Origin of the sequence: Paenibacillus sophorae (genome assembly GCF_018966525.1) — a bacterium.
Taxonomy (GTDB): domain Bacteria; phylum Bacillota; class Bacilli; order Paenibacillales; family Paenibacillaceae; genus Paenibacillus_AQ; species Paenibacillus_AQ sophorae.
Genome location: NZ_CP076607.1, coordinates 4019813 through 4045153 on the forward strand (window position 1 = coordinate 4019813; position 25341 = coordinate 4045153).

The 25341-nt window shown below is 53.5% G+C and carries 22 protein-coding genes; 6 read left to right on the top strand and 16 right to left on the bottom strand.

Annotation, left to right across the window (positions count from 1 at the left end):
• Window positions 1-24: 24 nt before the first annotated feature.
• The gene (locus KP014_RS18945) at window positions 25-753 is read right to left on the bottom strand and encodes a phosphonate ABC transporter ATP-binding protein (RefSeq protein WP_036594963.1); all 729 of its coding nucleotides are present in this window, start codon (window positions 751-753) and stop codon (window positions 25-27) included.
• A gap of 95 nt (window positions 754-848) precedes the next feature.
• Window positions 849-1022, bottom strand: coding sequence for a hypothetical protein (locus KP014_RS18950; protein ID WP_175491725.1), 174 nt, complete (start codon window positions 1020-1022; stop codon window positions 849-851).
• 120 nt (window positions 1023-1142) lie between these two features.
• Here KP014_RS18950 and KP014_RS18955 point away from each other — a divergent pair, with 120 nt between their 5' ends.
• The 3 genes from KP014_RS18955 to KP014_RS18965 all read left to right on the top strand — a co-directional run bounded on the left by KP014_RS18955 (window position 1143) and on the right by KP014_RS18965 (window position 3744).
• Complete coding sequence (locus KP014_RS18955; protein ID WP_036594962.1) at window positions 1143-2060, top strand: ArsR/SmtB family transcription factor; 918 nt, start codon at window positions 1143-1145, stop codon at window positions 2058-2060.
• 87 nt (window positions 2061-2147) lie between these two features.
• Window positions 2148-2906 (top strand): HAD family hydrolase, encoded by a 759-nt coding sequence (locus KP014_RS18960; RefSeq protein WP_036594961.1) that lies wholly within the window; start codon window positions 2148-2150, stop codon window positions 2904-2906.
• A 100-nt stretch (window positions 2907-3006) separates the two neighbouring features.
• Complete coding sequence (locus tag KP014_RS18965; protein ID WP_051500026.1) at window positions 3007-3744, top strand: DsbA family protein; 738 nt, start codon at window positions 3007-3009, stop codon at window positions 3742-3744.
• Between the two features lie 55 nt (window positions 3745-3799).
• Here KP014_RS18965 and KP014_RS18970 read toward each other — a convergent pair whose 3' ends face one another.
• From KP014_RS18970 to pdhA, 9 genes are all read right to left on the bottom strand, one after another.
• On the bottom strand, window positions 3800-6196 hold the full coding sequence (locus tag KP014_RS18970) for a type IA DNA topoisomerase (RefSeq protein ID WP_090833722.1): 2397 nt from the start codon (window positions 6194-6196) through the stop codon (window positions 3800-3802).
• Window positions 6197-6470: 274 nt separating this feature from the next.
• On the bottom strand, window positions 6471-8249 hold the full coding sequence (locus KP014_RS18975) for a proline--tRNA ligase (protein WP_036590363.1): 1779 nt from the start codon (window positions 8247-8249) through the stop codon (window positions 6471-6473).
• 426 nt (window positions 8250-8675) lie between these two features.
• The gene (locus tag KP014_RS18980; protein ID WP_090833723.1) at window positions 8676-10163 is read right to left on the bottom strand and encodes a glutamate synthase subunit beta; all 1488 of its coding nucleotides are present in this window, start codon (window positions 10161-10163) and stop codon (window positions 8676-8678) included.
• Between the two features lie 261 nt (window positions 10164-10424).
• Window positions 10425-10916, bottom strand: coding sequence for a dihydrofolate reductase (locus KP014_RS18985; protein WP_036599821.1), 492 nt, complete (start codon window positions 10914-10916; stop codon window positions 10425-10427).
• Window positions 10917-10969: 53 nt separating this feature from the next.
• On the bottom strand, window positions 10970-11764 hold the full coding sequence (thyA, locus tag KP014_RS18990) for a thymidylate synthase (protein ID WP_036599818.1): 795 nt from the start codon (window positions 11762-11764) through the stop codon (window positions 10970-10972).
• Window positions 11765-12041: 277 nt separating this feature from the next.
• The gene (lpdA, locus tag KP014_RS18995) at window positions 12042-13457 is read right to left on the bottom strand and encodes a dihydrolipoyl dehydrogenase (RefSeq protein WP_036599816.1); all 1416 of its coding nucleotides are present in this window, start codon (window positions 13455-13457) and stop codon (window positions 12042-12044) included.
• Between the two features lie 3 nt (window positions 13458-13460).
• A complete protein-coding gene (locus KP014_RS19000) occupies window positions 13461-14789 on the bottom strand; it encodes a dihydrolipoamide acetyltransferase family protein (RefSeq protein WP_090833724.1) in 1329 nt (442 codons plus the stop codon).
• 31 nt (window positions 14790-14820) lie between these two features.
• The gene (locus tag KP014_RS19005; protein WP_036602058.1) at window positions 14821-15798 is read right to left on the bottom strand and encodes an alpha-ketoacid dehydrogenase subunit beta; all 978 of its coding nucleotides are present in this window, start codon (window positions 15796-15798) and stop codon (window positions 14821-14823) included.
• A gap of 15 nt (window positions 15799-15813) precedes the next feature.
• Window positions 15814-16881, bottom strand: coding sequence for a pyruvate dehydrogenase (acetyl-transferring) E1 component subunit alpha (gene pdhA / locus KP014_RS19010; RefSeq protein WP_036602056.1), 1068 nt, complete (start codon window positions 16879-16881; stop codon window positions 15814-15816).
• 268 nt (window positions 16882-17149) lie between these two features.
• Between pdhA and KP014_RS19015 the strand changes: the two genes are divergently transcribed.
• Window positions 17150-17881, top strand: a complete 732-nt coding sequence (locus KP014_RS19015) for an alpha/beta hydrolase (protein WP_036602051.1) — start codon at window positions 17150-17152, stop codon at window positions 17879-17881.
• Between the two features lie 110 nt (window positions 17882-17991).
• Here KP014_RS19015 and KP014_RS19020 read toward each other — a convergent pair whose 3' ends face one another.
• Window positions 17992-18462: a low molecular weight protein-tyrosine-phosphatase gene (locus tag KP014_RS19020; protein WP_036602048.1), complete on the bottom strand. Its 471-nt coding sequence runs from the start codon at window positions 18460-18462 to the stop codon at window positions 17992-17994.
• A gap of 175 nt (window positions 18463-18637) precedes the next feature.
• Here KP014_RS19020 and KP014_RS19025 point away from each other — a divergent pair, with 175 nt between their 5' ends.
• Both KP014_RS19025 and KP014_RS19030 read left to right on the top strand, forming a co-directional pair.
• Window positions 18638-19279: a thiamine diphosphokinase gene (locus KP014_RS19025; protein WP_036602045.1), complete on the top strand. Its 642-nt coding sequence runs from the start codon at window positions 18638-18640 to the stop codon at window positions 19277-19279.
• Between the two features lie 281 nt (window positions 19280-19560).
• Window positions 19561-20064, top strand: a complete 504-nt coding sequence (locus KP014_RS19030) for a C40 family peptidase (protein ID WP_036602042.1) — start codon at window positions 19561-19563, stop codon at window positions 20062-20064.
• A gap of 32 nt (window positions 20065-20096) precedes the next feature.
• Here the strand turns inward: KP014_RS19030 and KP014_RS28925 are convergent, their stop codons facing one another.
• From KP014_RS28925 to KP014_RS19050, 4 genes are all read right to left on the bottom strand, one after another.
• Window positions 20097-20831 (bottom strand): winged helix-turn-helix domain-containing protein, encoded by a 735-nt coding sequence (locus KP014_RS28925; protein ID WP_246590781.1) that lies wholly within the window; start codon window positions 20829-20831, stop codon window positions 20097-20099.
• A 121-nt stretch (window positions 20832-20952) separates the two neighbouring features.
• Window positions 20953-22023: a ThiF family adenylyltransferase gene (locus KP014_RS19040; RefSeq protein WP_090833725.1), complete on the bottom strand. Its 1071-nt coding sequence runs from the start codon at window positions 22021-22023 to the stop codon at window positions 20953-20955.
• Window positions 22024-22125: 102 nt separating this feature from the next.
• Window positions 22126-23679 (bottom strand): ABC-F family ATP-binding cassette domain-containing protein, encoded by a 1554-nt coding sequence (locus KP014_RS19045; RefSeq protein WP_090833726.1) that lies wholly within the window; start codon window positions 23677-23679, stop codon window positions 22126-22128.
• A gap of 117 nt (window positions 23680-23796) precedes the next feature.
• Entirely contained in the window at window positions 23797-25293 is a 1497-nt protein-coding gene (locus KP014_RS19050) for a serine/threonine protein kinase (RefSeq protein ID WP_090833727.1), read from the bottom strand.
• Window positions 25294-25341: the final 48 nt, after the last annotated feature.

The window sequence follows — 25341 nt, forward strand, 5'->3', positions numbered from 1 at the left end:
ATTCATCTAAATTGGATTCCGGCCTTATAATAATCCGGCCCGCTCCTGAGAGGTAAGCCGTCGGCTGGTAACGTCATGCTTAATGATCCCGTTATCCAACACCCACAGGCGAGTAGCGTAGCGTTCGGCAAGCTCAAGCGGCAGAACGGCGACCACCGTAAGACCAGTCTCCTTGCACAATTCCCGCAGCGTCTCCATAATGCTCTGCGCCGATTTCGGGTCAAGCCCCGTCACCGGTTCGTCGGCAAGAATGACCTTGGCTCCGTGAACGAGCGCCCTGGATATGGCAACGCGCTGGCGTTCCCCGCCGCTGAGCTGGCCCGTCTTCATCTTCGCCTTATCCAGCAGGCCGATCCGTTCCAGTTCATCCATGGCTCCCATATAATCGTCGGTTCGGACCATTCCCGTTAGTCTCCTCCATAAAGGGGTCTGGGCCGCTTGGCCAATCAGCACGTTCTTTAAAGCGGTCCGGGTCGGATTCAGCTCAGCGTTCTGCTCCAGGAAGGCCCATTCGCGGCGGATTTTTGTTCTGCCGCCAAGGCCGCCCTTTAGAATATCGGTACCATCCACCCGGAAATTCCCTTTGTCCCACTTGTCGCGCAGCGCCAAGCAGCGCAGCAGCGTCGTCTTGCCGCTCCCGCTCGCGCCGAGCAGTCCGATCAGTTCTCCGGACTCCATTCGAAAGCCTATATCTCTCAGTACCGGAGTCTGTTCCGGTCCAATCGTCTTGGCTAAATGCTCCACGATAACCATGAATCATTCTCTCCTGTTCCCATATCTACTTCATATATAGTGTACTTGAAAAGCAAGAATAAATTCCATGCGATCACTCGTTCCCTTATCTTAACTCAAAATTCGCATTTTGGCGAGAATAATAACCCCAGGAAGACGAACAGGATATAAAGGAAGCCCAATAATCCGGCAGCTCCCAGCATTCGTTCGGCAGCAAGCATCATCGCAAAGGAGCCGATAAATAATACGGCCGCATTAATGCCGTTCAGCGAAGAAACGCTGTCCGACACGGATGATATTCTCCTAATATTTCTAGTATAATTAAGAAACAACATTATAGTGGACAACCCCAAACCAAACAAGAGATAATAATCAGAAGTGAGTGATTTTCTGGGAGGACTGCATGTTTCATGGAATATGAATTGAAAATTGACGTGTCGCCCGTATATGAACTGGTGGACAGTTTCATGCTATATGTAACGCGAAAGTGGATTTCCAATCTCGATATCGGACCCGAATGGGTGCGCGACATCGACGGGCGGATTCCCCCTCAAAAGGTGTCTGCGCTGCTGCAGGCCGCCGAATGGCCGTTCGAAGACTACGACGTTCTTTACTGCTGGGCTTATACCCACGGACCGTCTGCCAAAGTGCAGCTGTTCCTTGAAGATATGGAGTCCGCCACCGTGGAGGAATGGTTTGAACTAGCCGCCCCCTACGTTCCGGGATTCACGCTTGAAGAGTGCCGCCGAATCAAAGATGGCTACGGACCGCTCCTTCGGCTCTGGCATGAGCAGTACTTCCGGCATGTAGAGCCCAAGATGCTTCCTCTGCTTATAGAAGATGCATCCGAGAAAAAGCTGCTGCAGAGCAAGATGGAACCCGAGGCGCTGATTGAGTATGCATCAGGCGGGATTGTGATCGAGGACATCCCCGAGCTGGAAACAATCGTGCTTCTGCCGACGGTGCATCACCGGCCGATCAACACGTACTGTTTTTACAAAAAGCTAATGCTTGTACAGTATCCCGTTGACGTCCCGGTGGATAATGAAGATGAGCCGCCTACTCTACTGCTCCGCATGACCAAAGCGCTGTCCGATCCGGTGCGCCTCCGTCTGCTGCGCTATCTCGCCAACGAGCCGAAGTCGCTCTGGGAAATGCAATCCGACCTCGGCCAGTCGGGTGACATTCTGATGCATCATCTGATGATGCTGCGGGTGGCCGGACTTCTGCGCCTCCATTTGCGGGACGAGCAGAACGAACGGTTCAGCATCCGTCTTGACGGCGCGTCGGAACTTCAGATGTTCCTTGAATCGTATATTCGATTATAATACTCTTACAATCATACAGAACTGGCTTGAACAGGGCCTTCTTTTAGACACGGGACCCCGTTTAAGCCGAACAAAGGAGTGAGCGATATGAAATATTGGACTCAGCAGGTGATCTTTGACCTGGATGATACTTTAGTCCACTGCAACAAATATTTTGACCTCATTCTGGGGCAGTATTTCGAGTTGATGATTGACTGGTTCAAGGATGATGGTGCTACAACCGAAGAGCTCCGCCGCAAGCAGGTGGAGATTGATGTCGAGACGGTCAATATGAGCGGGCTCGCAAGTGACAATTTTCCGAAATCGCTGATCGCCACGTACCGCTATTTCTGCGCAAAATATAACCGGCCGGCCGATCGTTTTCAGGAAGAACAGCTAATGAAGCTTGGTCTCAGCGTGTACGATCAGGAAATCGAAGCCTATCCCGGCATGGTCGAGACGCTCGACAACCTGAAGCATGACGGCCATCAATTGCATTTGTATACGGGTGGAGACCATTCAATACAACGGCGCAAGATCGAACAGATGAAGCTGGACCTCTACTTTGAAGACCGCATTTATATCCGGAAGCACAAAAATGTGGAATCGCTGGAAAAGATTTTGCGCAGCCATCCCTTTGAACGAAAACGCACCTGGATGATTGGCAATTCTCTCCGCACCGATGTGCTCCCGGCGATTACAGCCGGTGTCAAGAGCGTCTATCTGAAGCAGCAGAACGAATGGCTGTACAATATGATCGAGCTTCAGCACGAGATGCAGCAGTCGTTAATTACGATTTCTTCAATCCATGAAGTGGTGCCCGTCATCCGCGGAGCCGCTGTAAGCCGGAACAAAAGCCACGGCTGAGCGCCAGGGCTGGACGGGCTGTTACAAAAAGCATATAAAACCCTCCGCCGAAACGATTATACTACTTTAGTGAATCTAAGCATTCGGCAGGAGGATATACATGAAGAACAGCCAGGATAAGAAGAAAAAGACAGGGAAACATTATGCGCTGCCCATGGTGCTGGCAGGACTCGTCGTTATCCTTGCAGTGGCGCTCGGACTCGTTCTGAACAGAGGAGAAGCCGGAGAAGCTGCGGATTTGAGTAATCTGCCCAACTACACCGATGTGAAAGGGAATATCGTGGTTGACGGTCTCAAATACGAGAAACAGCCCCGCCTCGGAAATCCGAACGCCAAGGTCAAGGTGATTGAGTTTGCCGATTTTAAATGTCCCGCTTGCAGAAAATGGACGCAAACCTACATGGAGCAGTTCATCAAGGATTATGTGGATACCGGGAAGGTCGAATACTACTTCATGAACTTTGCCTTTATCGACCGTGACTCCTATCTGGCCGCCAGCGCTGGCGAAGCGATCTATCATCAGAGCAACGATAAATTTTGGGAATATGTAACCAAGCTGTACGATAATCAGGGGGACGAGAGCAAGATTTGGGCAACCGAGAAGTTCATCCTGAAATTCGTGAAGGACAATATTGATGACATCGATTACGCCCAATTCGAGAAAGATCTCAAGAACCAGACCTATATGTTGGATGTAAAAGAGGACTTCAAAATCGCCGGCTCCTACGGCGTTAACGGCACTCCCAAGTTTATGGTGAACGGTGCGCTTCTAAAAGGTTCCTCGTATGACAGTTTGAAGGCCGCCATCGACAAGCAGTTGGCGGAGAGCAGCAACTGACCGCAAGTATAAACGGCAGGCAGCGTATGAACACCATACGCTGCCTGCCGTTTGTTTATACGATCTCCACTGTCAGTTCGCCCGTTTCCGGGCTTCTGAGCGTCAGTTTGCCTTCCACTGCCGAACCGTCCGGCAGCACAAGCTTCAGCTTTGCCGTTCGGCCTTTTTCGATAAGCGCCTTGATCTGGGTGTCGGTAAGCTGTCTGCCGTAGCTTTCCTTCCAGATTACAAATCCGCAGCCTTCCTTGTAATGAGAGCAGCCATACCCCTTGCGTCCCATAAAGATTTGGCCTCCGCAGCCGGGACGCGGGCAGGTTCCGATGAACTTGGGCGCGGCAGGCCGGATACCAGCGGCTTCCTTGGCATCGGCGCCGGACTTCACGCTCCGCCGTTCTGGAGAAGCGTCGTCTCCAGATGCGGCTGCCGCCGCTGCGTTCCGGCCAGCGGACGCGCCCTTTTTGACTCCGCCGGGCCCGCCGCCGTCACCTCTCCCGGAAGCGTCACTCTGCCGATTGCCGCCACCGGAACCGTCCCTCCCACCGCTTGAACGCCGGCTCCCGCCCCTTCCTTTGCCTTTCGTACCTGATGCTGGTTCGGAGCTTTCAAAGGACATTTTGTCGGCCCGTGACTGCGCCCGCACCTTATCGACGATCATCGTCGCGAATTTCTTAACATTCTCCATAAATTGCAGGTCCGACGCCGTTCCCCGCGAGATTTCAGTCAAGCGGCGCTCCCACTGGCCCGTCATTTCCGGAGAAGTCAGAAGCTCGACGCCTGCCCCGCGGATCAGCTCAATCGCAGTCCGTCCCTTTTGCGTAATCAGAATCTTTTTCCCCTGCATCTCGATGTAGCCGACCTTTTTCAGACGCTCGATCGTCGCTGCCCTGGTCGCCGGAGTTCCCAGACCCGAATCCTTCATCGCGTCACGCAGTTCCTCGTCCTCGATCTGCTTGCCCGCGCTTTCCATGGCCTTCAGTAAGGTGCCTTCCGTATAAGCCTTCGGCGGCTGGGTCTCCTTCTCCTTCACGACGGCGTCTTCGCAGAGCACGCCCTCGCTGGAAACGATGGAGAATGGCTCGTTGACCTCCGTCTCTTCTTCCTCATCTTCTTCCTTGCCCTTGGCTTTGCCGCCCCTTGACTTGTCCTTCTTCTGATCACCGTAAATGACCTTCCAGCCAAGGCTCAGCAGCTCTTTAACCGTCGTCTTAAACTTTTCTTCTTCCACTTCGGTAATAACGGTGTGCATCTTGTATTCTGCTGCCGGATAGAACTGCGACAGAAACCGCCGGACAATGAGATCATACAGCTTCTGTTCGTCAGGACCGAGCCCCGCTGCTTTGCGGCCCGTCGGCAGAATGGCATGGTGATCCTCGACCTTCGCCGGATTGCAGACAAATTTATTGCCTTTGTGGACCAAACTCCGGTTTGCGCCTTGGACCCATTCATCGTAAGCCGTTCCTGCTAGCGAGGACAGCGTCTTGTGCATCTCCGGAATATTCTGCTCGGTTACATAGTTGGAGTTCGTCCGTGGATACGAAATCACTTTATGCTTCTCGTACAACGCTTGGGCGGTGTCGAGTGTTTTTTTGGCCGAAAAACCGAACTTGCCGTTCGCTTCACGCTGCAGCAGCGTCAGATCATACAGCCTGTTCGGATATTCTTTCGTTTCCTTGACTTCATAAGAGGCAATGCGCCCCGGCTTGCCTTTGACCTTGGCGGCCAGCGCATCCGCTTTGTCCTTTTCGGTCAGGCGGTCGCCCTGCCACATGCCCCTGTAAGACGTATCTCCCTGCACAAAATGACCCTCCACCTGAAAAAATTTCAGCGAGGAAAAGGCTTCTATCGTCTTTTGCCGTTCGTAGATCAGGGCAAGGACAGGCGTCTGCACCCGGCCGACCGACAGAAGCACATTATGCCTTGTGGTGAAGGCCCGCGAGCCGTTCATTCCGATCAGCCAGTCGGCTTCGCTGCGGGCTTTGGCCGCTTTGGTCAAGTTGTCATACTCGGACCCGTCCTTCAGCTCCTGGAAGCCTTTGCGGATCGTCTCGGGCGTAAGATCGGAGATCCACAGCCGCTTTACCGGCTGCTTCAGCTTCAAATGCCGCTGGATCAGTGAAAAAATATGCTGCCCCTCCCGCCCGGCGTCACAGGAGTTAATCAGCAAGCTGCTGCGCTTCGCCAGCTCCCCGATCACTTTAAGCTGATCAATGGTCTTCCGGTTCGGCACGAGCTTGAACTGCTCGGGAATGATCGGCAGGTCGCCGATATTCCACCTCTTATATTTCGGATCGTATGCCTCGGGCTCCGCCAGTTCGATCAGATGCCCGATGGCCCATGTAATAATATACTGCTCCCCTTCGAGGTAGGAACGGTGATTTTTGGCTTTCGGCTCAATTGCGGCGGCGATATTCCGTCCCATATCCGGTTTTTCCGCAATGATCATTGTCTTCAAAAACAATCGCTCCCTGTCTATCAATCTCTGCTATATAAACTGAACTTAAGATTTTCCCATTTGGGTATAGTTCGTAACTACGGAATGTTTGGACTTTCGGCCGCTGTTGTCTCCAGATTTCTTGATGCAATATCGCTCTTCGCGGTTGAAATCCGGAGACAAAGGCGAGCGCTATCGCTCCTACAGTTCCAAACTTCCCTTCGTTACTTCTTACCCTGAGGGTATTTATCAAGTTCATTTTATATAGTAAAAAGGTCCAGTAGTCTATTATACATCAGATCCGGCTATTTTTAACGTGCTCCGTGATTCGTAAGACGGCCTCATCAAGCCCGAGAGTTTCCTTAACACCGCTGTGCCGATTTTCATATTCGACTCTCTCAAGCGCCGCCTCCCTGCCGACCACCACAACCTGCGGCGTGCCGATCAGACCGGAGTCATTAAACTTAACGCCAGGGCGCTCATCTCTGTCATCCAGCAGAACCTCAAGACCAAGCTCTTTCAGCGTGCCATACAGCTTCTCCGCCAGCGCGATCTGCGCTTCGTCCTTTATCGAGACGATAATGATCTGCACCTTAAAAGGCGCCAGCGCATCAGGCCAAGCAATTCCCCCTTCTCCGGCATTCTGTTCGGCAACCGCCGCCAGCAGCCGGGATATGCCTATACCGTAGCAGCCCATGATCATGTTCCGTTCCCTGCCGGAAGCGTCCAGGAACACTACCCCCAGCTTGCCGCTGTAACGGGTTCCAAGCTTGAACACATGCCCGATTTCTATCCCGCGGTGCAGTGTCAGGCGGCCTTCGCGGCAGCGCGGACATGAATCACCCTCGGCGGCATTGCGGAAATCGCCCACACGGGTAAGCGGAAAATCGCGGCCAGGCCGGACTCCCCGGAAATGATAATCCCGTTCTCCGGCACCCGCAATTCCGTCCATCATTTCCGCGACGGCATAATCGACTAGCAGCGGCAACTCGAGTCCGACCGGGCCGACATAACCGCTGATCACACCCGCCGCCGTCTCCACCTCGCTGCCATCCGCAAGCGATATGTCCTCCGCTCCCAAATATTTGCCCACCTTCAGCTCGTTAACCTCGTGATCTCCCCGCACAAGAACCGCGACGCTGTCGCCGCCCACCCTATAAATCAGTGTCTTGATGATTTGCTCCGGCTTCAGGCTGTACGCCGCTGTAAGCTGGTCAATGGTTCGGATGTCCGGTGTATGGAATTTTTCTGGAAATGGCGTGTCTACAGCGACAGGTTGGTCTCGGTCCACCTGCGGGGTGTTCAAGCCGTTCCCCTCATCACCACCGGAACCGTTACTCTCCCCTTTCCAGGCAGCCGTCTCGGCCTGTTCCAGATTCGCCGCGTAGTCGCAATGCCCGCAGACGGCGACCGTATCCTCGCCAATTGCAGAGAGTGCGATAAACTCGTGACTGCCGCCGTCTCCGCCGATCGTTCCCGCATCCGCCTCCACCGCCTTGAAGCGAAGCCCGCAGCGGGCAAAGATCCGGTTGTACGCCCCGAACATGGTCTGGTAGGACAAGTCCAGCCCCTCCTCGGAGATATCAAAGGAGTAGGCGTCCTTCATGATAAATTCACGTCCCCGAAGGAGCCCAAAGCGCGGCCGCTTCTCATCACGGAATTTGGTTCCGATCTGGTAGACCTTCACCGGCAGCTTCCGGTAGGAACTCACTTCGTTCTTCATCAGGGAAGTGACGGCCTCTTCATGCGTCGGTCCAAGAATAAATTCACGTCCGTGACGGTCATTTACCGTCATCAGATTTTTGCCGTACGATCCGTAGCGCCCCGATTCCATCCACAGCTCCGCAGGCTGCATAGAGGGCATCATCACTTCCTGGACGCCGGCGCGTTCCATCTCCTCCCGGACAATCCCTTCTATTTTGCGCAGAACCCGGCGGCCCAGGGGAAGATAGCTGTAAATGCCGGCGGCAAGCTGCCGGATGTAGCCCCCGCGCAGCAGCAGTCCGTGCCCTTCCGTGTCCGCCTCCGAAGGCCGCTCCCGTAAAGTGTTCAGCAATATCTGGCTTTGTCGCATCCTTATTTCCCCCTTGAAAAAAATAAAGACACATCCGTCAGGGACGAATGTGTCGTGTTACCACCCTAATTCAATCGTAGGCCGATAGGCGAACGATCCTCAAAGCGGATAACGGCCGCAGGCCGGCAGCGTTTCACGCCAGAAATGCTCCATAGGAATTCGGCAGGCACTGCCGTCTACCCGCAAGAGAACTTTTTAACCCAAGTTTCATGCCCCTCAGGGCATGAAGCCATAGGACCTCCAGCGATTCTTCGCTGCAGCTACCGGGGCGGGGGGCAGGCCGACGTTTCGGGGAACCTCTCAGCCGGTGAGTTCCCTTTCTGTACCAACGAGTTAATGCAGCTGCCTTCCTCGGTCATTGCTGCTGATCATAATTGCAATTTCAATTAATTTACATAAAATCAGCGGCTTAGTCAAGAGGCAAGCTTACGGCAGAATTGTCGAGCCCATCAAATATTTATCCACCTCGCGGGCGGCGGCGCGTCCTTCGTTGATCGCCCAGACAACCAGGCTTTGTCCGCGGCGCATGTCTCCGGCGGCGAATACTTTTTCAACATTGGTGCTAAATTTGCCGTAGCTGGCCTTTATGTTCGTGCGGCGGTCGGTCTCTAGCTTCAATTCCTGAACCAGTTCCTGCTCCGGTCCGTCAAAACCGATGGCAATCAGCGCCAGCTGCGCCGGATAGACCGCTTCGGTGCCGGGGATCGGCTGATAAATTTTGCGGCCGGTCTCATCGACGATCCGGTGAATGTTCACCGTGTGCAGCTCCTTAAGGTTGCCGTTCTCGTCGCCGACGAATTTCGTCGTCATAATCGAGAATTCACGCGGGTCATCGCCGAATACCGCCTTCGCTTCCTGCTGGGCGTAGTCCAGCGTATACACATTCGGGAATTGCGGCCAAGGGTTCGCAATCGGGTCGCGCTCGAGTGGCGCTTTGTCATGCGTACCGAACTGGGTAATGCTCTTGCAGCCGTGACGCAGGGCCGTAGCTACACAGTCGGAGCCGGTGTCGCCGCCGCCAAGCACGATAACGTCTTTGCCTTCCGCAGACACGAAGTTGCCGTCCGTAAGCCCCGAGTTCAGGTAGCTCTTGATCGTGCCGTTCAGATAATCCATGGCGTACATCACGCCGTTCAAATCATTGCCTTCAGCAGTGAACTTACGCGCCTTGGTCGCACCGCCGCATAGTACGACGGCGTCGTACTCGTCGACCAGCTGCTGTGCCGGAATATCCTTGCCGATCTCCGTGTTTACGACAAAGGTGACGCCTTCAGCCGCCAGCAGGTCGACCCGGCGCTGCACGACGCGCTTGTCGAGCTTCATTGTCGGAATGCCGTAGGTCAAGAGTCCGCCGACCCGGTCGCTGCGCTCGTAGACGGTAACCAAGTGGCCAGCTTTGTTAAGCTGCGCCGCCGCCGCGAGTCCGGCAGGTCCGGAGCCGACTATCGCTACTTTTTTGCCCGTGCGTTTCTCCGGAGGCTCGGGAACGACCCAACCTTCCTCGAAGCCTTTATCGATAATGGCCAGTTCGATCGTCTTGATCGTGACCGGCTGTCCGATCAGGCCGACCGTACAAGAGCCCTCGCATGGAGCCGGACAGATGCTGCCGGTAAACTCAGGGAAGTTATTGGTCTTGTGCAGACGCTCCAGCGCTTCCTTCCACAATCCCCGGTATACAAGATTGTTCCATTCGGGAATCAGATTATGCACCGGACAGCCCGAAGTGCCGCCGGCCATGTCGATTCCGGTATGGCAGTACGGCGTTCCGCAGTCCATGCAGCGCGCCCCCTGTGTCCGCAGTTCATCTTCAGACAGATGGTCGTGGAACTCCTCCCAGTCCTTAACCCGCTGCTCGGGATCGCGGTCGCCTGGAAGCTGTCTTTTATATTCCATAAATCCTGTTGGTGTAGACATAATTTCGATTCCCCCATCCGTTCTCTTCATGTTGGTTGCAGTACATTCGAACTTATTGCGGCATTCAGGTGGGATTCACTTTAGCGCACAGAGGTTCTCGTACATTAATTAATGGGCCTAAAACTTCTAATTTTAATTATATTAGCATCCCTAACTTTCGCACGTTAATGGACTAATTTGCTGATTGTTTGTACTTTTTTCACATGTTATGTCAGATAAGTAGGCTGATAAGCCTCTGATTTAAGAGATTAGGGCCGCAGATTATTCCGTACGTTCGTACACGACGAACCGGTAATCATACGGATTCTTCTCATCGCGGATTCCCTGCGTGCTGGATACTTCCGTCCACTTGCTCCAGTCCGTTTCAGGAAAAAATGTATCGCCTTCAAAAGACTCTTTAATCCGGGTAACAATCAGCTTGTCGGCAAAAGGCAGCGTCATCCGGTACACTTCCGCTCCACCGATCACCATCAGTTCATCCTGCCCGCGGCCAAGCTCAAGAGCCTCCTCTAAGCTGTGAACGGTTTCCGCCCCTTCGGGAGCGAAGCTTTCGTCCCGGGTCAGGATAACGCTTGTTCTTCCCGGTAGCGCTTTTCCTCCTAAGGAATCCCAGGTTTTCCGTCCCATCAGCATCGTCTTGCCCATCGTCTGCGCCTTGAAGAACGCGAAATCCCGGGGCAGCCGCCATGGCATGCCGCCGTCTTTGCCTATGACTCCGTCCTCGCCCATCGCCCAAATTAAGCTAATGCTCATCGTTATGCTTCCCTCCTCGCATGCAGTTTTGAAATCTACCCACGGAATGTCTGCTATACGGCGACAGGCGCTTTGATTCCCGGATGGTAGCGGTACCCTTCAAACTCAAAATCATCGAAGGTATAGTCGAAGATGCTATCCGGTTTTCGGCGGATGACAAGCTTCGGCAGCTCGTAAGGCTCTCTCGAGAGCTGAGTTGCCACCTGCTCCAGATGATTTGTATAAATGTGCACATCACCGCCGGACCATATAAACTCTCCCGGCTCAAGCCCTGTCTGCTGGGCAACCATATGCGTCAACAGGGCGTAGCTGGCAATATTGAACGGCAGCCCGAGAAATGTATCCACCGACCGCATCGTCAGCATGCAGGACAGTTTGCCGTCCGCTACATAGAACTGAAAGACGAAGTGGCAGGGCGGCAGCTTCATTTGGTCAATCTCGCCCACATTCCAGGCGCTTACAATATGCCTGCGTGAATCCGGGTTATTCTTAATCGAATCAATCACGTTCGAAATCTGGTCGATATGGCGTCCATCCGCGCTTTCCCATGCGCGCCACTGCGAGCCGTATACCGGTCCCAGTTCTCCGTTCTCATCCGCCCATTCGTCCCATATGGTGACGCCATTCTCTTTCAAATAAGCGATATTCGTTTCGCCTTTCAGAAACCAGAGAAGCTCGTGAACCACCGATTTCAGATGAATCCGTTTGGTTGTCATCAGCGGAAACCCTTCCGCTAGATCGAAGCGCAACTGGCGGCCGAATACGGATAAAGTACCCGTTCCCGTACGGTCGCTTTTGTGTGCGCCATGATCCAATATATCCTGCAGCAGATCTAAATATTTACGCAAGCCCTCAACGCTCCTCCATTCATATTCTCTTCTAATTCTACCATGACTTACGTCCCCATGTAACATACCAAACTATAGAAAAGGAGAGCATCCGCAGTGCTTAAGCAATAACAGCTTCTCCATCTTTCCAAACCGGCAACCGTTTCTGGCAGAACGATAAGGCCATGCCATTAGTGCAAAGCTAATACATTCTCATATTTTGAAAAAGGGCGAAAACGCTTATGCGTCTTCGCCCTTTTCTGTCAGCTTTGCCTATGCAAGCTTCTGGTTCGTATAATTAGCGGGTCAGCACATGAATCGGATGGCCTTCGACCAGTTCTGCCGCTTCCATTACGACTTCGCCCAGTGTCGGATGGCCGTGAATGGTCAGCGAGATATCTTCAAGCGTAGCACCCATTTCGATAGCCAGACCAAGCTCGGCGATCAGGTTGGAAGCTTCGATGCCGACGATTTGCGCGCCCAGCACGATATTGTTCTCTTCGCTGGCGACAATCTTGATGAAGCCGTCCGCATTATTCAGGGATAGGGCGCGGCCGTTGCCCGCAAACGGGAATTTGCCGGATTTCACTTTGAAGCCTTTGTCCTTCGCTTCTTTCTCCGTCAGGCCGACGCTGGAGCATTCCGGATCGGTAAACACGACGGCCGGAATAACTTTGTAGTCGACAGCGGACTTATGTCCCGCAATCGCTTCGGCGGCAATTTTGCCTTCGTAGGAAGCTTTGTGGGCCAGCGCAAGTCCTGGCACTACGTCGCCGATAGCAAAGATGTTCGGAATGTTGGTGCGGCCCTGATGGTCGACCTTGATCAGTCCGCGCTCATCAAGCTCAACGCCGATGAGATCAAGTCCCAGTTCTCCATCCGTGTTCGGACGGCGGCCTACGGTTACGAGCAGGTATTCAGCCGTTACTTCTTTGGACTCGCCGCCAACGGAGTATTTCACAGTTACATCCTTGTCAGTCTGCGCCGCGCTTTCCGCTTTGGCATTCGTCACGATGTCAATGCCGGTCTTAGCCATGTTCTTGGCTACAAGACGGGTCATGTCTTTGTCGAAGCCCGGCAGTACGGTATCCATGCCTTCGATAATCGTCACTTTGGTGCCGAACTTGGAGTACATTTGGCCGAGCTCGGCACCGATGTAGCCGCCGCCGATGACGATCAGGCTCTTCGGAATTTCCGGCAGCTCAAGCGCCTCGGTGGAGGACAGAATACGTCCGCCGAACGGGAACGGCTTAAGTTCGATCGGACGGGAGCCGGTCGCGATAATGCAGTTCTTGAAACGGTAACGCGGCGATTCATGGTCGTTAAATACGCGCGCTTCCGTTGTGCTGATGAACATGCATTCACCGTTGAACACTTCAACCTTGTTGCCTTTCAGCAGACTGGCGACACCGCCGGTCAGCTTCTTGACGACGCTGGTCTTAAACTCCTGCGTCTTGGTGAAGTCCACCTTCACGTTCTCGGCGCTTACGCCGAACGCTTCACCGTGCTTCGCGGATTCATACTGGTGAGCCGCCGAGATCAGCGCTTTGGACGGGATACATCCGCGGTTCAGACACACGCCGCCGACTTCGGATTTATCCACGATGAGTACCTTTTGTCCGAGCTGGGCAGCCCGGATGGCCGCCACATATCCGCCCGGACCTGCACCAATTACCAATGTATCAATATCGAGTGAAGCGTCTCCCACTACCATATATTACACCTCCATAACCAGCAGCTCCGGATTTGCGAGCAGCGATTTAATGTAGTTCATAAAGTTCTGCGCGGTTGCGCCGTCGATAATGCGATGGTCGAAGCTTAAGGAAAGAGCCATAACCGGAGCGGCTACGATCTCGCCGTTCTTCACAACCGGCTTCTCGCTGATGCGACCCGTTCCCAGGATAGCCACTTCAGGGAAGTTAATGATCGGCGTAAAGAACATGCCGCCGGCGGAGCCGATGTTCGTGATGGAAATCGTGCTGCCCTTCATTTCGTTCGGGCTCAGCTTGCCTTCGCGGCCGCGGGCTGCCAGATCGCTGATCGCCGACGCGATCATCCAGATGCTCTTGCGGTCGGCATCCTTGATCACCGGAACGATCAGGCCGTTCTCTGTATCGGTAGCAATACCGATGTTGTAGTATTTCTTGTACACAATTTCATTCGCTTCTTCGTCAATGGTCGCATTAAGCGCCGGGAACTGACGGGAAGCCGCAACAAGCGCTTTGACGATAAACGGAAGATAGGTTACCTTCACGCCCTTCTTCTCGGCTACAGGCTTCATGCGTGTGCGGAAAGCGACCAGCTCGGTTACATCCACTTCGTCCATAATCGTCACGTGCGGAGCGGTATAAGCCGATTTGACCATGGCGTTCGCAATCGCTTTGCGTATGCCCTTGAACGGTACGCGCTCTTCCTCGAGGCTCACATTCCCGGAAGCTGCCGCAGCTGCGGGAGCCGCCGCTTTCTCTGCTGGAGCCGCTTCGGAGGCCGCTTCCACTGCTGCCGCCTGGCCGCCATTCAGGAACGCTTCGACGTCCTCACGGGTGACTTTGCCGCCTTTGCCGCTGCCGTTCACCTTGGAGATGTCCACGCTGTTGTCACGGGCAAATTTGCGCACGCTCGGCGTAGCCAGAACATCGCGATTCGGCACCGGAACGGCTTCCGCACCGCCGGCTTCGCCCGCTTTCGCGTCAGCCGGGCTGGATGCCGCCGGAGACGAAGCCGTGTCCGCGCTGCCTTTGGCCGAATCGGCTTCCTGCGCGCTCTGCTCCTCGGCATGGCCGCCTTCCTGTTCCGGAATGTCGCCTTCGGCGTCGATAACCGCAACAGTCTGGCCTACGCGGAACACGTCGCCGTCCTTGGCGAGCACTTCCAGAACGGTTCCGTTAACAGGACAAGGAACTTCGACGACCGCCTTGTCGTTCTGCACTTCCATAATAATGTCTTCGTCGGTCACTTTATCCCCGGCCTTGATGTGCATCTTGATGATTTCGCCTTCGTGCAGGCCTTCGCCCAGCTCGGGGAACGGGTAATTGAATTTTGTCACGATCGAAAACCTCCTCTATGAGAAATAACGATTAAAATTCCAGAACTTTCTTCACGCCGGCAATGATGCGGGCGGGATTCGGCAGCCAGGTGTCTTCGATTTGGGCGAACGGATATACCGTGTCCGGTCCTGCAATCCGCAGAACAGGGGCTTCGAGATGCAGAATCGCCTTTTCGTTGATTTGCGCAATAACTTCGGCAGCGACGCCGGCGCTCTTTTGGGCTTCTTGCACCACAATGGCACGGTTCGTCTTCTTCACGGATTCCACAATCGTGTCGATGTCGATCGGGCTGACGGTGCGCAGGTCAATGATCTCGGCTTTGATGCCGCTCTTCTCAAGTTCATCGGCAGCCTTGGTGGCCGTATGTACCATCAAGCCGTAAGCGATAATCGTAACATCGGAGCCTTCGCGAACGACGTTGGCCTTGCCGATTTCAACTGTATAGTCACCTTCCGGAACCTCAGTGCGGAAAGCATGATACAGGTTCAAATGCTCCATGAAAAATACCGGGTCATTGTCGCGGATAGCCGCGATCAGCAGTCCCTTCGCATCATAAGGATTGGAAGGAACGACAACCTTGATGCCGGGGCTCTGGGCAAGCAGACCTTCCAGGGAGTCGGTGTGCAGCTCGGCCGCCTTGACGCCGCCGCCAAACGGAGTACGGAAGACGATAGGAGCGTTGTATTTGCCGCCGGTCCGGTAGCGCAGACGGGCAGCCTGAACAACCATTTGGTCCAGCGCTTCAAAAATAAAGCCGACGAACTGGATCTCGGCAATCGGCCGGAAACCTTGTACGCCAAGGCCCACAGCAAGACCGCCAATAGCGGATTCCGCAAGCGGCGTATCGAATACGCGCTCCTCGCCGAACTCACTCTGCAATCCTTCCGTTGCCCGGAACACGCCACCTACATGGCCGACGTCTTCGCCGAAGATCAGGACATTCGGATCACGTTTTAATTCGACGCGCATCGCGTCGCGAATCGCTTCTTTCATATTCATTTGTGCCATAGCCAGTACTCCTCCTTATTCAAAATCGGCTTTTTGCTCTTCAAGATCTTTCGGCGTCGTTTCGAACATGCTGTCGATCAGGCCGGAGATCGTCATTTTCTCGGTTTTTTCCGCAAGCTTGATTTCTTCGTTCACTTTCGCCTTCGCTTCGTCCTTCACACGCTGCGTATCTTCATCGCTCCACAGGCCTTTGGACTCCAAATATTTAACCACACGGGCAATCGGATCCTTCTCGTTCCATTGACCCTCTTCCTCTTTGGTGCGGTATTTACTGGCGTCATCGGACAAGGAGTGCGGACGGAAACGGTACGTAACGGCTTCGATCAGTGTAGGCCCTTCTCCGTTCCGGGCACGCTCAGCGGCTTCTTTGACCGCTTGAATGACCGCAAAAATATCCATTCCGTCTACTTTTACGCCGGTAATGCCGGCAGCAACCGCTTTATGGGCGATCGACTTGGAAGCGGTTTGCTTAGCGAACGGAGTTGTGATGGCGTAGCCGTTATTTTGCACAAAGAAAATGACCGGCAGCTTGAATCGTCCAGCAAAGTTAAGACCTTCGTAGAAATCGCCTTCGGAGGAGCCTCCGTCACCGGTATAGGTAATGGCGACATTCTTCTGGTTCTTCAATTTAAAGCCCATGGCAATGCCGGTGGCATGCAGAATTTGAGCGCCAATGATGATCTGCGGAGGCAGCACGCTGACATCCTCGGGGATTTCACCGCCGTGCTGATGGCCGCGGGAGTACAGAAACGCCTGATGAAGAGGCAGACCATGCCAGACGAGCTGCGGAATATCGCGGTAGCCTGGGCATACAAAGTCTTCCTTCTCAAGAGCGAATTCACTGCCGACCATTGTCGCTTCCTGTCCGGAAGTCGGGGCGTAGAAACCAAGACGGCCTTGACGGCCCAGGTTAACAGCACGATCATCCCAAGTGCGGGTGAAAATCATGCGGTAAGCAATTTCTTTTAATTGATCATCGGTAAGAGCGGGCATTTTATCTTTATTGATCACTTCTCCAGCCGGAGAAAGGACCGTAAGAGCCTCAACGTCCTCTGTATAAACCTCGTAAGGAACTTTACTCATTATCTTCACCTCAGCAAAAAAATTTGAATAACAATTTGAATATTGCCTGCCTCTGTTATAGAATTATTATACACCTGTTTCGTCATTTTCGTCAAAGAATTACGCATAAAATTTATACCCACGTAAACTTTGTATGTATAACAGGACTGTATATTTTGTATAACAGAAATGCAGTTTTTCAACATGTAAATGATTTTTGCCACAAAGTTCATTTTAACTCATTGCCGAAAGCATTGCAAAATCCGACAGGAAAGGTGCCTGATGAAACATGGATGATTCTGTTTTTCTGAAACGTACAATTGTAAAACATACCCTTTGGAGTGAAAGCCTGCAAGAGGACCGCAAGCTGCGCATATATCTTCCTCCGGGCTACAACGAGCTGCTCAGCTATCCCGTAGTCTACTGCCAGGACGGGGAGGAGTTTTTTAACTTCGGCCGAATCGCTACTATAGCAGGCAAGCTGATTCTCGAAGAAGACGTAGAACCCTTCATTATTGTTGGGGTTGAAGTGAATGTTCCCGTCAGAACTCAGGAATATGCACCTTTTGGCACCCGGTTCGACCAGTACCTTGCCTGCTTTGCCGAAGAAATTATCCCCTATGTCGAGCAAAATTATCCTGTCCGCCGCTCGCCGCACGAACGGATTGTCGCCGGAGATTCGCTTGGGGGAAGCGTCTCGCTCCATCTTGCCCTCCGTTACCCGGAGCTTTTCACCCGCGTGCTCAGCCTTTCAGGCGCGTTCTATCCTCTCACATTGGAATGGATTGAGGACGAAACCGATCTTTCGTGGCTTGAAATCAACATGGTCGTTGGCCTCCAGGAAAGAGATTATAAGACCGACACGGGTGTTTATGATTTTGTGCAGCTCAACCGGGATGCGAAGAAGCTGCTAGAGGAACGCGGCGCCAAGGTGGATTACCGGGAGAAAGACGGACGCCATTTATGGGGCTTTTGGCAAAAGGAGCTGCCGGAATCGCTACTGTATTTTTTAAACACCTGAACAGGACTTGAATGCCCAAAATAGTGAACAACTTCTAACAATTTATTCTTCGGGTCTAATGATTACGCTTTCAAAAAAGGGCAAAGGAAGAGAACCCTAGCCCTCTTCTTCTACTTTAGTGACAGATCTTGTTTCAGCTTATCCAGCAAAACCCCGCAGCCCGCATCAACCAGTTCATACACTTCTTCAAAGTCGCCTGTAAAATAAGGGTCCGGCACTTCCTTATGCTCATCGTCCGGCAGCAAATCCATAAAGTACATGAGCTTCGCATCCTGTCCTCCGGGCAGTTTGCGCACATTGACTGCGTTTGAGTTGTCCATACAAATAATATAGTTGAATTTACCGAAGTCTTCGCTGCTTACTCTCCTCGCAGCCATTCCTTCATAGCTGATACCGTACAGGTCCAGCATTCGTCTTGTCCCCTCGTGCGGCGGTTTCCCGATATGCCAGTCGCCGGTACCGGCGGAATCCACGGATATCTTTTGTTCCAAGCCTTCCTTCACGATCTTGTCTCTTAAGACCGCTTCCGCCATAGGAGAACGGCAAATATTCCCCAGGCAGACGAACAGCACATGCAGCATAGTTTCTACCCCCTGATTATTCAGCATTTTCCTCTCTCCGTACCTTGTCCAGGATGCGTCTGAGAGGCACCTTACCCATTTTATCTTCGCCACCCCCAATTGTACAACCTTTCATTGTGCTTTATACTAGGTCAGGATTACAAAAACTTTGAATCAAAGCGGGAGGAGGTTTGTGATGCCAGCGCGCAGAACCGTTATTTTTGCCGGCGGAGAGCTATCCGAGCAGTTTTTGCGGGAGCTAGACAAAGAAGATTTCATTATCGGCGCCGACCGCGGAGCGCTGTTTCTCGTTACTCACGGCGTTATTCCTGATATTGCCGTAGGCGATTTCGACTCCATCTCTCCGGAAGAGTTCAATCTGATTGAAGAACAAGTCCCAAGAGTGATTGCCTGCGACCCCGTTGATAAAGATTTAACCGACAGCGAGCTTGCATTGGATCTTGCTCTTGAACAGCAGCCTGAGGACATTCTGCTCTTCGGTGTTACCGGAACACGGCTTGATCATACCCTGGCCAGCATCCAGATGATGACCCGGGTGCTTCAGCGCCAGATCCGCTGCTCGATCATGGATCTCAATAATTATGTCACGATTACTGGCTCCCAAGCCATTGTACAGGAACGGGGCTATACTTATGTTTCCCTGCTGCCCGTGACTCCGGAAGTCACTGGGATTACACTCGAGGGTTTTCAATATCCATTAACCAACGCAACGCTTAAACTGGGCCAATCTCTCGGAATCAGCAACCGGCTGGTCTCACCCACAGGGACCGTTACGATCCTGAGCGGACTTCTGCTTATTATTCAGAGTAAAGACTAAGCTGAATTTCGTAAAATTAAAAACATCTTTGTAACTTTAATAGCCATTCCGGAAAAGGCGGATTCCCTTTAACTACAAGGGTTTATCCGTCTTTTTTTGTATATAGGGATTTGTAAAGATTAATTTTTTGTAACTTTTAATGCAATTTTAATATAACGCTTACACTACCGGTCTGCTATGACTTTGGGCCAATCCATCCAAATTTTAGGCCGTTTCAAACCTGATATACTACGAACAGCCAAGACAACTACTTGGACAAACATCTTTGGAGGTACTATTACATGAATAAAGCAACTCTGATTCAAAAAGTACTTGTTGTTGGAGTATGTACAGCCATCGGATTTGGCGGAGTCATGGCGAGCGGTGAAGCAACACCGACCGCACAAGCCGCATCGGTGTCGACAACAGGCACGAAAATTGTCAGCTTAGGCAAACAATATATGGGAACACCTTATAAATTTGGCGTTACCACAAAGACGACCCGATATTTTGACTGTTCTTCCTTTACCAAATATATTTACGGCAAATACGGCGTCACCCTGCCCCGCACTTCGGTAAAGCAATCCAAAGTGGGCAGAGCCGTCTCTAAAGCCAATCTCCGCGTTGGCGATCTCGTATTCTTCTCCAGCGGCAGCCGCGCTAACGGCAGTAACGTTACCCACGTGGCGGTTTATGCTGGGGGCGGAAAAATTCTGCACACTTACGGCTCTCCGGGTGTTACGATTTCCGACCTGAACTCCGGCAACTGGAAAAGAACGTATCTGAAAGCACGCCGCGTTCTGTAATTGCCCAGTACTGGCTGTCTGGCCGTATAAACTTACGTATATGGCGCCATTTCCGGCGCCTTTACTACATAACCGGCGCCGCGGACCGTGTGGATCAGCTTCTGGCGGTGACCCTTATCCACCTTTAACCTGAGATGGCGGATGTACACATCCGTCACATTGGTGTCGGCGTGAAAATCATATCCCCAAACATGACGTAAAATATTCTCCCGGGAGCAAATCTCGCCGCTGTTGGCAACCAGATAATAGAGGAGCGCAAATTCTTTGGCGGTAAGCCTCAAATCCCGGCCGTCGCGGACGGCCCGCCGCCGGGACGGCTCAAGCGTCAGACCACCTAGCTTAAGCGTACCGCTCGCTCGCCGTCTGCTCGTAAGCGCCAGCAAATTCTCGATCCGGCACCGAAGCTCGCCGGGATGCAGCGGGTGAGCCATATAGTCGTTGGCTCCCGCCTTGAATGCGGCTTCGGCCGAGTCTCCGCCTTGCAGGCCGGAAATAACCAGTACCGGGAGATATTTGCCGTTCTCCCGAACGCTTATCACCGGATTCCAGCCTTCCCACTTCCCGCCTTCCGGGATCTCCGCTAAGAGCAATGCGGCGTCCCGCTGCCCAAGGCGGTCCCGAAGGCTCTCTACATCCGTAATTCTCACTACGGTCAGTCCCGTATCATGGAGCGCACGTTCGATTGCGCTCCGATCGTTAACCGGTCCCTGCGTCGCACCTTGAAAATCGCGTCCCTCCTTCCCTTCAGGGAAGAACCAAATGATCATCTCATCCACGGAAATCCCCCATATCCGCCGGCTATGCCTGTATTGAAATCCGGCGCTGCATAGGTCTAGATTTCCCTAAAATAAAACGGCCATTCCTAAGCGGATGGCCGTGTTTGTTCTTTTATCCAAAATAGCGGTGGTAGACGCTCCTCGCCGCCGATATGTCATTCGTTCCGTGAACAAGCGCTCTCCCGTCCCCAAATACGACGACCCGGTAATCCCCGTCATTGAAGGAGACGAGATACGGATTGATGTCCACCTTGCCAAGTCCCAGCCTGGACAACCTATGCGCGGTGTCGGGAAGCGAAATCGAGCTTCGGACCGCAGGACGAATCTGCACCGTATTCCGCCCGCAGAGCACGTCGCTGCGCTCCGTGTTCGCCGCGGACAGATACGGATACACCGGATCTTTGCCGCATGAAGGGCAGTGCTCCTTGCGGGCGGCGCCGACGCCGATTTCCTGGTACTCATTTCGCCAGATGTCAAATGTAAGCAGCTTCCGGCGGAGCTGCTCCTTGCGCCCGCCCAGCAGCTTAATCGCTTCGGCGGTTGCGTTCGATGTGACCATCTGCACGGCTTGCGGCAGAATGCCCGCCGTGTCGCAGGTGTCCCCGCCAAGCGGAACGGTGCCGAGCAGGCAGTTGAGGCATGGCGTCTCGCCGGGAATGAAGGTATAAGTAACTCCGTAGCTTGCCACACAGGCGCCATATATCCATGGAATGCCATGCTTCTGGGCAATGTCGTTGAGGATGAGCCGGGTATCGAAATTATCCGTACCGTCCATAATGAGATCGATTCCCGGTACGAGAGCCTCCAGTTCTTCCGCGCGAACGTCCATGATATGACTCTCGACCGTCACTTCGGAGTTAATCGCCGACAGCCTTGCTTTGGCTGCCGCCGCTTTGGGTATGCGGCGTTCGGCATCTTCTTCCGTGTATAATTGCTGACGCTGCAGATTGCTCCATTCCACATAGTCCCGGTCGGCAATGACGACTCGTCCGACTCCGCAGCGGACCAGCGTCTCGGCAATGCCCGTTCCAAGCGCTCCCGCTCCAACGACAAGCACGCTCGATCCTGCCAGCTTCCGCTGGCCCTCCGCGCCAAAGGGTGCAAACCGAACCTGGCGGGAGTAACGCCCTTCTCTTCCGGCGGCCGAGGAAGCCGTATTTTCTCTATCTTGATCTTTCTCCATCCCGTTTGTCCCCTTCCTATATTCAAAAGTCCGGGAAATACGGCGCCTATTCGCCGTCTCCCGGACTTCTCGTTTAAATTCTGGGCAAAGCTGTAGCGCGTGCTAGACGGATTGTGTGGACCACTGCTCCACGTTCCACGTTTTGGTTACCCAATCTTCATAGAAATCGGGTTCGTGGGAAACGAGCAGAACGGTGCCCTTATACTCCTTGAGCGCCCGTTTCAGCTCATCCTTCGCCACAACGTCCAGGTGATTCGTCGGTTCGTCGAACAGAACCCAGTTGCTCTCACGCATCAACAGCTTGCACAGCCGGACCTTCGCCTGCTCGCCCCCGCTCAGCATGTTGAGCGGACGGGTAATATGCTCGTTCTTCAGGCCGCAGCGCGCCAGATGGGCCCGTACTTCATGCTGATTCAGACTCGAGAACTCATTCCAGACATCGTCGATTGGCGTGATGTTGCCAGCCTTGACCTCTTGCTGGAAATAGGCGGGATGCAGGAAGTCGCCCCGGTAGGTCTTCCCGTTCAGCGGCGGAATAACGCCCAGAATCGTCTTCAGCAGCGTCGATTTGCCGACCCCGTTGCAGCCGACGATAGCGATCTTTTCCCCGCGTTCGATCGTCATGTTCAGCTTGGGCAGCAGCGGACGGTCATAGCCGATCTCGAAGTCAATGCCTTCAAATACCGTCTTGCCGCTTGCCCGGCTCTCTTTGAACTGGAACGTAGGCTTGACGGCTTCTTCCGGCTTGTCGATCCGCTCCAGACGTTCAAGCTGCTTCTCCCGGCTCTTGGCCCGTCCCGACGTCGAGTACCGCGCCTTGTTCCGCTGGATGAAATCCTCCTGCTTTTTGATGAATTCCTGCTGCTTCTCATAAGCGTCAATATGCTGCGTCTTATTGATGTACGCCATATCCAGGAACTTCTCATAATTGGCTGTATAGCGCGTCAGCTTCGCAAATTCCAGATGATAGACGACATCGACGACCTTGTTCATGAACTCCGTGTCATGAGAAATCAGGATGAATGCATACGGATATTGCTTCAAATAATTGGTCAGCCAATCGATATGCTCCACATCGAGATAGTTGGTCGGCTCGTCAAGCAGCAGCACGTTCGGCTTCTCCAGCAGCAGCTTGGCCAGCAGCACTTTCGTCCGTTGTCCGCCGCTAAGGCTCGCCACGTCCCGGTCCAGTCCGATCGCGGACAGTCCGAGACCGTTGCCCATCTCCTCCACTTTAACGTCGATTAAATAGAAGTCGCCAATATCAAGCTGCTCCTGGATTTCGCCCATCTGCTCAAGCAAGAGCTCCAGCTCTTCCGGCGAGGCGTCGGCCATTTTCTCGGTAATGCCCATCATTTCCTGCTCCAGCTCAAGCAGCGGCAAGAACGCGTCCTTCAGCACATCGCGTATCGTCTTACCCGGGGTCAGAACCGTGTGCTGGTCAAGGTAGCCATAGCGGACCTTCGGGGTCCATTCCACCTTGCCGCTGTCTTTCAGCAGCTTTCCCGTCAAAATATTCATCAGTGTCGACTTGCCAACACCGTTCGCTCCCACCAGACCGACATGCTCGCCCGCGAGCAGCCGGAACGATACATTCTTGAACAGCTGACGGTCCCCAAAATTGTGGGCAACGTCTTCTACAGTAAGTAAACTCATAAATTCTCCGCAAGCTCCTATCTATATTTAAAATCATGGATATTCCGCAAGGCATACAACGATTAATTTTAGCATAAAAATCCCGTTTTCCGAAATATAAATGTTTACATTTCTTTTTCATTTACGCTGAAAAAAGCGCCCTTTTTTCCTTCTGCTTCCTTTTTCCAATATACCGGCGAGCATGCTGCGAAGTTCCGATTCCAGGTTTCCGCCGACTGCGAGGGGATCTGGCTGAAAAGGCAAGGCGTACACTTCCCGGACTCCCAGCGTCCGCCTTAGCAGATCGGCGGCATGGACTCCCGCCAGCGGAAGACCGATCTTCCAGCCGCTGCCCGGCCCCCAGCCGCTGCGGCGGAGCCATTGGAGCGTCTCCTCCATTCGCCAATCCGCCCCCGACGCAAGCAGCAGGGGAATGTCGCCTCGGGCGAATTCAGCTCCCGCTCCCTCATACTCCCCGCTGCCGATATCAAGGACAATGTATCGGTAGCGGGCAGCAAGTTCCTCCAGAGTGCCATCCTCAGGGCGTTTCCAGCAATGAATGCCGTTTACATCTAAAGGACCTTCCGTTTCCTCGGATGGAATAGGCCTGCCGGAAGCTTCGGCTAATGATCTTATCCGTCCGTATACAGGCGATTCGGGAGCATAATCGACCCAAGCCACTGGACCAAAGCGGCCAAGTAGACGTGCAGCCGCCAGAGACGTGTGCGTGGTGCCGATGCCAGAGGCCGTCCCCATTAGCGTCACGGTTTGCGCTTTGCCCTGGGCAGGCAGTGCTGTCCGCGCAAACTCTTGCTGCCGTATTCCGGCGGATGAGCCCTCTTTGACACCCTCTAGTATTCGTAGCACTTCTTCCGCGCTGCCGTATCGGTCATCCGGCCTTGGCCGGAGCAGCCGCCGCAGCACAGGAACCAGCATATCGGGTAGTCGTCCCTCCAGCCTGCGTTCCATTCCCGCTGCCCATACGCTATATTTGCCTCCGGTTGCCAAATACAGCAGCAGCGCCCCCAATCCGTACAGATCGGAGCGGTGATCGCTCTCGCCGCTCCCGTACTGCTCCGGAGCGGCGAAGCCGACCGTACCCAGCTTGACCGTATCTTCTTCCGCGCCGCCCCTATGCCTGCGGGCGATCCCGAAATCGATCAGCATCAGCCCTTTTTCCGGAGCCAGCATAATGTTCGAGGGCTTCAGATCACGATAGACGATAGGCGGGCGATGCCCGTGAAGATACTGCAGCACCTCCAGCAGCTGCTTGGCGAACAGGAGCAAAGTCTCTCCCGGAATTTTCCCGCCTACAGAATCCATATAACGGCTCAGTGTCAAGCCTTCGATATAGTCCATTACGAGATAGGAGTAGCCGTCTTCATCCGGCGGAAAAAAATCGACGACTCGGGGAAGCCTTCTATGATCCAGACTGATCAGCAGCTCCGCTTCGGCCTGAACGTTTCCATAATCTTGATTTTCCGTCACACATTCTTTAACGGCCCAGCGCTTGCCGGGCAGACGCAAATCCTCCCCCAGATGCACATGACTGCTTCCCCCCGATCCGATAATGCCGGCAATGGCGTATCGGCCATCCAAGATCTGCCCGGGTCTCAGCTTTGATTTATAGCGCATTTTCTTTCTCCTCCAGCACCAAATTTAAATAAAGAAAAGCACCCCGCT